General features: G+C 34.3%; 7 protein-coding genes and 1 pseudogene. All 8 read right to left on the bottom strand.

What is annotated here, in order from left to right; all coding sequences use genetic code 11:
* Positions 1-65: pseudogene (locus H8S63_RS20380) on the bottom strand (transposase); the annotation flags it as partial.
* Positions 66-342: 277 nt separating this feature from the next.
* Positions 343-2,100, bottom strand: a complete 1,758-nt coding sequence (locus H8S63_RS13615; RefSeq protein ID WP_186927100.1) for an LTA synthase family protein — start codon at positions 2,098-2,100, stop codon at positions 343-345.
* Between the two features lie 95 nt (positions 2,101-2,195).
* The gene (locus tag H8S63_RS13610; RefSeq protein WP_186927099.1) at positions 2,196-4,673 is read right to left on the bottom strand and encodes a glycosyltransferase; all 2,478 of its coding nucleotides are present in this window, start codon (positions 4,671-4,673) and stop codon (positions 2,196-2,198) included.
* 29 nt (positions 4,674-4,702) lie between these two features.
* Positions 4,703-6,541, bottom strand: a complete 1,839-nt coding sequence (locus tag H8S63_RS13605; RefSeq protein WP_186927098.1) for an ABC transporter ATP-binding protein — start codon at positions 6,539-6,541, stop codon at positions 4,703-4,705.
* A 258-nt stretch (positions 6,542-6,799) separates the two neighbouring features.
* On the bottom strand, positions 6,800-7,720 hold the full coding sequence (locus H8S63_RS13600) for a glycosyltransferase family A protein (RefSeq protein ID WP_255467667.1): 921 nt from the start codon (positions 7,718-7,720) through the stop codon (positions 6,800-6,802).
* Positions 7,721-7,980: 260 nt separating this feature from the next.
* On the bottom strand, positions 7,981-9,033 hold the full coding sequence (locus tag H8S63_RS13595) for a glycosyltransferase family 2 protein (protein ID WP_255467666.1): 1,053 nt from the start codon (positions 9,031-9,033) through the stop codon (positions 7,981-7,983).
* A gap of 4 nt (positions 9,034-9,037) precedes the next feature.
* Positions 9,038-9,925 carry a glycosyltransferase gene (locus H8S63_RS13590; protein WP_186927095.1) on the bottom strand — a complete coding sequence of 296 codons (888 nt, stop codon included), beginning with the start codon at positions 9,923-9,925 and terminating at the stop codon, positions 9,038-9,040.
* 74 nt (positions 9,926-9,999) lie between these two features.
* Positions 10,000-10,797 carry a DUF5672 family protein gene (locus H8S63_RS13585; protein ID WP_186927094.1) on the bottom strand — a complete coding sequence of 266 codons (798 nt, stop codon included), beginning with the start codon at positions 10,795-10,797 and terminating at the stop codon, positions 10,000-10,002.
* Positions 10,798-10,801: the final 4 nt, after the last annotated feature.

Here is a 10,801-nt window from a genome sequence, read left to right as displayed (position 1 = left end):
AGCATATCGAACTCGGTAAAACCTAAACGAGGTTCGATTTCTGAGATTTTTTGTATCTTTACCATGTGTTTTTATTTTAGATTACCCCCGTTTTGGCCGTCAAACCGTTTTTTGGGGGGAATGCTTAAAGATACAAAAAAGGCAACTAACTCGCAATGAATTAGTTGCCTTAAATTTTCCTATCTCAGGAATATCCCTAATTAATATGGAACGCGAAGAGCAAGTTTTTATTTTCCATTGAAACTTGCTCTTTTATTAGCTATAAAAACGACAATTACGAACATTATCCAAGTATACCCTATATACGATTGTCCATAAATCGAATTCTGTACCATTACATATCTATTGAAAAGACAACATAGTATTTGTCTTAAAATAATCCATTCGAAGAAGAATATCCGACAGTATCCAACACCTTTCCCGTTGGGTCTTCACCGAATCCGGAATATTAACTCCACCTGCGGAAATCCCTGTTCTATAAGTTGCAAAATCACTAATTTCATTACTAAAGACACTTTCTCCCAAACCTGTAAATGAATAATCTGTACATCCCATCAAATCCAACAAAGAAGGGTATATATCCACTTGACCAATAACCTTATTAGTATGTTCCGAAGTTAATGGAGAATTCAAAATGATAAAAGGCACAAAACAATCTTCTCCTCTTAGCTCTTCACGCCCCTCATATTCATTATAAGGAAGAGCATCATGATCACCTGTTATCACAATAATACTATTATCATATATCCCCCTTTCTTTCAGCTGTAGTACAAATTTCCATATACATTCATCAACATACTGCAATATTATCATATAATTTTTTACATCTTCATTCTTTATTTCCAAATCATCAAGAAGGGTTTTCATATGTGGTGATCTAATCCATGGATGATGAGAGGACATAGTAACGATCTGTGCATAAAATGGCTGTGGCAGGTTTACCAAAAGAGGAAGTGTCTTTTCAAACAACTGTTCGTCAGCCTGCTCAAATTTCTCAGAATCTCGTAGCCGATCATATAAACGTTCAAAATGATAAGCATGAGACATCGCCTCTTGATTCCAATAGTTTTTGTCATCCCACAAAAAGGAAGCAGTCATATAACCTTTTTCTCGCAAAGCCGCAGGAAGAGAAGGAAATGTATTTGCAGCACAGCAAGCAGATGCAGCCCCTGTAAGCAATGGTAGAATTCCTGTATTAATGATCAACTGCGCATCACTAGATCTCCCATCCTTTACCTGAGGCATCTCTTTGGGAAAGTAAACTGTCTTATTTTGCTTTAATAAGAAATTTATATGCGGAGTAATTTCAACCCCATCAATGCACATCCCAATTGGCCACGAATGCAAAGATTCGACCAATATCAAAATTAAATTCCGGCCGCTTTCAACTTTCTTTTTTGCGCAATTATTCCCATTTTCTAAACTACGCATAACCTCCCTCGCGTATTCCTTTTCCTTTTCAGAAACACCTTGAAAAATTCCAATCTGATAAATCCAATAATGAACGAAACCAAACTCCTTAAATGCCCGTACGGGTTCTATCGTATGAAGTCCATTCAACGATTCATAACCGGGAGCTGGATTTTGTTTACAAGCATAATATGTTATAATTCCACCAAATAATAATAAGCCAAACAATGATGTTCTAACCCTTGTCCATAAAAGAAAATTTATCTTTTTATATACAAAACAATAATATATACCCCAAAAAACAGAAGGAAAAACTACAAATATATCCCTAAACCTAGCAAGTCGAAAAATGCTAAGAGATAGTCCATCTAAGTTATAAACCATCAAATAAGATGACAAAGGCATTATTGTAGAATAAACACGATAGTACCAAACAATAGACAGAAAATATAAATTAATCAACAATAAATAAGGGAAAGCAAGAATCTTTTTTCGTACAAATAACAAAGGAAAAGCTATTAACATTGCATCCCCCCATCTACGGAACAGCACATAATCTTTGATATAATGTATTTGAATATTATGGTACACTTCTCCCATACTCAAATAAAGTAACATCACTAATATCAAATAGATAACAGTTCTGTCATACAAAAGAAATAATAATTTTTTTTCTGGAATATTATTCATTATTGTTTATCATAAATTATCTACATATCCCATAGCCGTATCTCCATAAATAAATTTCCGTTAAAAATAACCGAAATATTTCACTGAGCAAAATGCTATTCCTTAATTATCAACATTTCAATATTCTTTTCAAAAATATCCATTGTGAAATTCTCATCATATATTTTTCTGGCAGCCTTCCCCAATATTGGCAACTTCTCCTTATATAATACCATTTTTTCTATAGCTTCTGCCAACGCTACCGGATCACCAGCGGGAACCTTATACCCATTTTTCCCATTCTCAATAAAACTTGCCGTACCAGTATTCTCACTCACAATCACCCCTTTTTCCAAGGCCATTGCCTCTGTACAAACAATGGGCATCGGGTCATCCAATGAAGGAGACAATGCTATATCCACATTAGCAAACAATTGCAATAACTGTTCATGTTCCAATTCGCCGACATACTTTACACATGAATAACGACAATGTTTAATTGCCTTTTCTACTTTCTTCTCTATTGCAGCCCCTGCAATATATATTTCTATCTGTTCACGAACTTTTTTAGATAAAAAGTCCAAAGCCTGCAATAAAATAAGTTGACCTTTTCTATCAGAAAGTGTTCCTGGCAATAAGAACTTAATCTTACTATTATCTAAAGTTTTATTTGCTACCTTCATCTCAACATCAGGTATTCCATACAACAAAATACCCAATTTGCGTTTATCGAAAATATAAGGATCAGCAAAAGATTTAGAATACTCACCTACAGCATAAATTTTATCAAATTTGGAAAATAACATCGACAAGTCTTTAAATCTCGTCCATCCCATATAAGAGTAACGTCCTTCATGCAACCAACAAATTTTTCTTGCCTCAATCTCTGAAAAATGTTCAATAAGCCATACAGTCTCTAATGTATTAAACACTACGACATCAAAAACAGACAAAAAGCGGAAAAGAGCCCTATGTCTTAAACCACAATTCATCATTAGAAAAGGTTCTACCAATAATTTAATATCCAAATCGGCAATTTCCTTTTCCATTGGTCCATGTTTCAAAGAAAGAATTACAGGTTTTATTCCTGATTTTTTTAGCATTATAGCCATATTCACCAAAGCACGTGGCGCCCCCGTCAAAGACAACTCATGACTTATAAGCAAGACCGTTTTAGTATCTTTCTTCCATTCTTTAACAATCTCAATATCTGATTCCTGTACTTCTAAGAGTTCTTCCGTTCCCACAGGAAAGGCTTTCAATTTTTGCTTCTTCCCATAACGCTCATAATGAATCAAAGGATTAACATTATTCAACCACACATCCACATAATTGCTCAAATAAGCATTATTATTAAAAGAAGCCGACGGATTACATCCTTTTTTCCAACCTACTAACAAATAATGTATCATGGGATCGATGCCATTAAGTAAACCAGCATACTTCTCACTGTAGTAAGTAGAGTCAAATAGAAGCGATTTCTTCAAAATCTTTAAATTCTTCAAAATTCGCCGCGACACTTTAAAGCCATTCACCAAATCATTCATGTAAATAAACCAATCGCGTTCAGCTGCATACTTGTCTACATTACTTATACCATTAAATGAGTTGTGCTGTCTCCAATACGTAAGTTTATCTGCTGTATAAAACAAAAGTTCACTTTTCAGCATTTGTCGATATAGCCAAAAATCAATCCAAGCAGGAATTGGCGTATTATAATCTAAATTCTGAAAAACATCTTTTCTGGTCATAACAGCAGAAAGTGTGGGAATATAATTCATTTCCTTATGAGCACCAAGATCAAGCTTATTTCCTCCTACGGATAAAAAAGCATTTAAATCTTCCACATATTTTTTACGGGCATTGACTGCTTTTTCTTCACCGAACAAAGCCACATTATTAGATATAATTTTTACATCTTGATAACGATTTATTATATCCACTTTCTTCTCTAAATGATGTGACTCCCAAATATCATCACTTTCACAAAATGCGATAAATTCTCCTTGCGATTTTGCTAACCCTAACCGTATTGTTTCAGGTAGTCCTTTATTGACATTTCCCGGGTGAGTATAAAGCTTTATATTATTATTTTCAGACAAATACCTTTTTATAATATCTATAGATCCGTCAGTTGAACCATCATCAACAATTACAATTTCAAAATTAGTATAGGTCTGCGACAATAGAGAATCAAGAGTTTGAGGCAAAAATTCCGCGTAATTATAACTTGCTACAATAACACTAATCAATGGCCTAGCATCCGTTTTTTTAGTTTTCTCAATGCCAATCTGACCGACATTAAAACACAACCGACCTCTTTTCTTTCCATGAAATAAATAATGCTCAAGAGGATTCATATTCCTGTATTGTACGTCTGGATAAGCATATAAATATTTACTCGTGGAAAATTTCTCAGATGGATTTTTTCCTTCCAACCATCCTTTTTTCAAATAATGTTTAACAGGATTAACTTTACCAATTTCCGGATATTGACTCAAATACCACTTTTTATCAAAAAGGCGAGAATTAGAAATACTATAATATACAACCTTCTTAACAAAAGACTTTTTTATCTTCTTAAATATTTTCATATATAGTTTAGGAATAAATTAACATCTACTTACAAGCTCTGCATGTCATTTAGTTTCTTATAATATCCGTTTAATGCAATAAGTTCTTCGTGTTTTCCTCGTTCTACAATTTCACCTTCATAAAGCACACATATTTCATCAGCATTCTTTATAGTACTAAGACGATGAGCGATAGCGATAGTTGTACGCGATTTCATCAATCGTTCCAAAGCTTCCTGAACCAAACGTTCAGATTCTGTATCCAATGCAGACGTTGCTTCGTCAAGAATCAATATCGGCGGATTTTTTAAGATCGCACGAGCTATGCTGACACGTTGCCGTTGACCACCAGACAGACGACCACCTCGATCTCCAATCATCGTATCATACCCCTTTTCTGTCTCCATGATAAAATCATGGGCATTTGCAATTTTTGCCGCTTCAATAACCTGCTCCATAGTAGCGTTCTCTACGCCGAATGTAATATTATTATAGAAAGAATCATTGAAAAGAATAGCCTCCTGATTTACATTTCCAATTAATGAACGCAAGCTATGTATTGACACAGAATTTACATTTTTTCCGTCAATCAACAGTTCACCTTCCCCCACATTATGGTATCGAGGTATCAAATCAACCAATGTCGACTTTCCAGATCCGGATTGCCCTACCAAAGCTACTGTTTTACCTTTTGCTACTTCCAAATTGATATGCTTCAACACAGGTCTTCCCTCAACATAGCTGAAGCTGACATTTTTAAAACTTAATTTATCCTCGAAGTTATCCAAAGGCAAAGGACTAACAGGATCTTTAATGTGACTTTCAGCTTTAAGTATCATATCAATACGATCCATGCTAGCAAGTCCTAAAGGTATGTTGTAAAAAGCTTTGGAGAATTCTTTCAAAGGATTAATTATACTATAAAGAATAACCAAATAAAAAATAAAAGTTGCGGCATCCATAGGAGCGTAAGAATTATTTAAGATCAATGCGCCGCCAAACCATAGTACAATGATAATCACACACGTACCCAAGAATTCACTCATAGGATGAGCTGAACTTTGACGTATCACCATTTCATTCATTGCGTCCCTGAATTCATTATTTGTTTTAGTGAAACGAGCTAACATTTTACTTTCAGCTATAAAAGCTTTTATAACCCGTAGCCCTCCCAATGTTTCATCTAATTGAGACATAATATCCCCCCATTGAGATTGAGCAGTAGCCGACTGCCGTTTCAGTTTACGACTGACAACTCCCATAACCCATCCTGCCAAAGGCAATATGACAATTACAAACAATGTCATCTGCCAACTTACCGAAAACAGAGTAATAAAACATACAACCAACGCTATCGGATTACGAATAAGCATATCAATAGAGCTCGTCAAAGAATTTTCAACAGCGGTAACATCCGCACTCATACGAGCGATAATATCACCTTTCCGTTCTTCTGAGAAAAAGCTAAGAGGTAAGCTTAACACCTTGGCATACACCTGAATACGAATATCGCGTACGATACCGGTACGCAGCGGAACCATTATGGCAGAAGATGCAAAATAACCGGCCGTTTTCAAAAGAGTTGCTACGATTAATATACACCCCATGACAATGAGTACAATAAATGCACCATGAGATTCTATAGATTGATTTATCCAATAGGAAGCATTATTCATTAGTACATCCTTATTCAAATGTGCTAAATCCATCGGCTGATATTCATAAACCTTAGTATCAATTTTGAATAATATATTCAAAATTGGGATTATAGCTAAAAAAGAAAACACATTAAGCCATTGGGACAAGAAGTTCAATATCAAAGAGCCCACAAGATATTTACGATATGGTTCAATATATCGCTTCATTAAAGTAAAGAACTGTTTCAGCATAAATTTAGTTATTATATATAGGGTGCAAAATTAACCATTTCTAATTACTCAGCAAAAAAGAATAAGAAAGAAAGATATAAATAGTGTTTTTTTAGCAATCAGACTAATCATATTCACCATTTTAGCAGAGATTTACAGTTAATATATGCCCCCAGAATCATATATTTATAATATCCTGCAAGAAAAGAATTTCTTTTGATACAGTCACTATATATTTAAACCATTTTTATGCAGACATGTACAATTTGACTCTCGATATCAAGACCGACCTCTGAATTTTCTTAATGTATCACGAAAAGCTCTGCACCAACGCCTATACCACTTGTTTCTATATCTATTTATTTTCTGTTTATAATACCCTAGCTCCAAATCGTATTGCTCTCTAAAACTTTTTAGCCTCGATTCAAAATCTTCTGTAGTACATTCTTGTTCCAAATCATAGTGCTCTAATCTGCGTAATCCACTAATTGTTCCGCCATAATACATGAAATATTTATCATGATGTTTCATATAAATATACTCTTCCAGTTCCTCCCTTCTTTTATCGGCCTCAGTAATCATCGAAACCGCTTTTGTTCTATAATAGAACAAGACCTGAGGTATTTTATGCACTACACTACTCTCATCCAAAAAACGTATAAGAAATTCCCAATCTTCATACCCGAAAAGCATTCGCTCATCATAACCACCAATTTGCAAAGCATCTTTTTTCCTATAAATAACTGAACAAAATAAAGAATTTTTAATCAAAAGAGATTTATATCCCTTGTATGACAAGTTCCATAATCCGGTTCTTTCACCAAAAAACTGCCCTAGGCAATATACCAGTTTAGTGTCCGGATTCTTTTGAAATGCATTCACTGCCTCCTCCAAATATTCTGGTTGTATAATATCATCTGCATCCAACGGTAATATAAACTCACCAACAGCCAAACTTATTCCTTTGTTTCTAGCAGAAGAAAGACCGCCATTAGGCTTGTATACATATTTAAAACGTGAATCCTTCTCAACATATTCTAAAGCAACCTGCTTGGTATTATCCGGAGAACCATCATCAACAACAATCCCTTCCCACAAATTATATTTTTGCTTCAACAACGAATCTAATGTTTCAGACAAATAGACAGCCTGATTATAACATGGTATAACAATTGAAACAAGTCCTTCTTTACATTCCATAATCATAGATTATTTATATAATAAATTAACAAACGTCAATTTTACCAAATGCCATCAATAAAATTCATCAATCCACCTGAATAGAAGGCATTTTACAGTATATTTAATTAATGCTTAATCTAAATGTAATTCAACGGAATCACACAGAACAAAAGGTCTAGGACTATTCTTTATAAATACAAAATTAATTATTTCAAACTATTTAGCAAAAAAATGATAGAAAAACAAACTATTAACAATCACATCCATAGGCAGGTTCTCTACTTGCAATATTTAACTTTCAGAATCGGAATAACACCTAATAATTTATAATTCCATTTTCCGTTAAAGCATGTAACATTCAGAATATCAAATATTCCGAATAAACTATAAGTATAAGTATTCTTTTGAAACGACACTTGAAATACAGGGATAAAACCAAATAAATAATACCTTTTCTTCTCCGGTTGCTTTCCACCAAACGGATTACGTTTTTTCAGTTCCGCATATACATAGTCTCGCCCAAACTCCTCCGGAACTTTATGAACAAGCGCCAACTGTTCTTTATACGTTTGCTCGGTAATAAACTTCAGTTGCCAGAGCTGAAAACAATCATCTTCACTCAAGCCTATATGACAACCTATATGATGAAAGAAAGAAGTAGAATGATCCTTACGGGACTGAGCATCATAATGAAAAGAATATCCACCATATCTGTATGTTACAAAGCAATGTGGAACATACTGATGTTTATATCCCAAAGCATAAAGGCGAATCATCAGATCTGAATCTGCAGAAACACGATAAGACAAATCGAAGCCACCCATATCTCTTAAAACTTCCGTTTTAACCAACATGGTCTGGTGGCAATAATGTTCTCCAACAAGTAACTTTGACAAATCTCCTTTCCACTGAAATTTCCGGCCCGACTTCTTAAGAACACGAGCATCCGCATAAGAATAATCAGCATCACTCTCTTCCAACAGTTTAACACTGATTGCAATTCCTTCTGGATCGTGAAAAAAATCATCTGAATTTAGAATACTAATATACTTACCACTAGCCTTTAAAATTCCCTTATTCATGGCATCGTATATACCTGCATCCGGTTCGGAAAATAATTTTATCCAACCTTGACTCTCATATTCTCTAAGTAGTGATAAAGTACCATCATTAGATGCCCCATCAATGACGATATGTTCAATATTTGAGTAATGCTGATTATGTACACTCCCCAAACATTGAATAATAAATTTTGCCCTCTTATTTTCAATCAGGTTATAAGTTGCAGTAATAACTGTAACCAAGGGGGTACTTTCATTCTTCTGCTCCATATGTTTAAGCATATCTCATATATTTTATAATGGCGGAAATACAATTTGTCAAATGCCTCCATGAAAAAGGACGACACAAAAACATCTTAAAAATTTTCCTTTTAAACATAATATCACAGTCTGATTTTAATACCTGTCTCAAAAAATCATAAGATGCCAACTCCTCACATTTACGGATCTTTCTTTCAGATATATTAAGATCTGATGTCTTTATTGGCAATAAATGCTTCCATTTTTTATGTAAGCGTAAAGTTGTGGAGAACCAATTTATATCACTAAAATTTCCTTGTGAAAAATGCTCTATCAACATCTGATTGGAGCAACACACATAATTTTTATAATTTGCAGTTGCTATTTGTAAAGAGAAATCAATATCATAACAATGAAATCCAGTTAACAACTCCTCATCAAACGGATATTTTTCCCAAATATCCTTTCTTACCCAAAAGCCTAGACCATCTAACGTTATTACCTCTTGAAATGGCTGATTCAAATCAGCATTCTCTACCAGAAATAAAGTCTTCCCTTCTTTTATTCTTTGATAGAAATAACTCACTTTACTCATATCGCAAAATTGATACCAACCACTACAACACGAGAATCTTGCCTTGTCTCCAACAAAACCTATAACTCCACATTCGGGTTCGGCTAACTTAGGAATTATAAATTCTCCCCACTTATCAGATAACAGCCTTGTGTCTTCATGCACAAAAAACAAATATGGATATTTTGCTTGCTGTGCCCCATAATTATATGCTTTTGCTATAGGCCAGCGTTTTTCACGATTGTCAATTGCAATAATTTCATATTCCACACCTATAGTTTGTGCTATATTTTGTTTCAAATCTTCTAAAAGCAAAGGAGAAACAGAGCAAATAATAATTGATACCATACTTTCAATATAATAATTATACAGAATCGTTATAATCTATATTATAACTAACCCACAAGGCACATGACAGAGCGTCAATCCTTTTTTATCAAACGAGACCAAAATGGATAATACTCTTTATGATACCAAGCATGACAACCAAAAGGAAGTTGCCGTTTATTATAATTAAACGCCCATTCTGCGCCTACTTCCATTGAAAATTGCAGCGCTTTGTCATATCGAGGAGTTCGCAAACGATACTGTTTCTTCCTAATTTCAACAAAAAGCAAAACATCCTCCGGATAGAAAGGCTTTTCATCATCCAACCATTGAGCAATTTTACTTTTATATTCACGCGTAATTGCTATCATTTTAGATATATTCCGCAATGAAAAGCCACCATTTCCGACTTCATATGTAAAATATTTCCATCGTCTCAATTTTGGACTTCCTATCAACCTATAAAAAAAGCGCTTCAACAAAATACATTTACTATTTCCCATTTTACCTTCCATTTGTTCCGGTAACCACGGAGCACCGATATAATCATACCCTTGTCTCGCCCAATCCAATAATTCATCACGAAACACATACGCATCCAACTGAAAGATAAGCATATACTGATAATTGGCAAACCTCTGATAAAAATCCTCTTCAAGAACCAGTTTATTATAAGCCCTCAAATCTGCGAAACAACTGTTAGAAAAGTTTTCAACTTTCAGCAGCGAATACCGCAACAATAAAGCATTAATATCTAAGCTTACCGGCTTAACTACCACCAAAGGATAATCTGCCAAAACCTTCACACACTGATTTAGAGACATTTCCTCATACTTTGTTAAAGTAGCCTTATAAATAGGAATAACTACAACTATATCCTTTTTTTCCATCATTTCA

The sequence above is a fragment of the Bacteroides sp. NSJ-39 genome, assembly GCF_014287315.1.
In the GTDB taxonomy this organism is placed as follows: Bacteria; Bacteroidota; Bacteroidia; order Bacteroidales; family Bacteroidaceae; genus Bacteroides; species Bacteroides finegoldii.
This window is presented reverse-complemented; position numbering and strand designations above follow the sequence as displayed.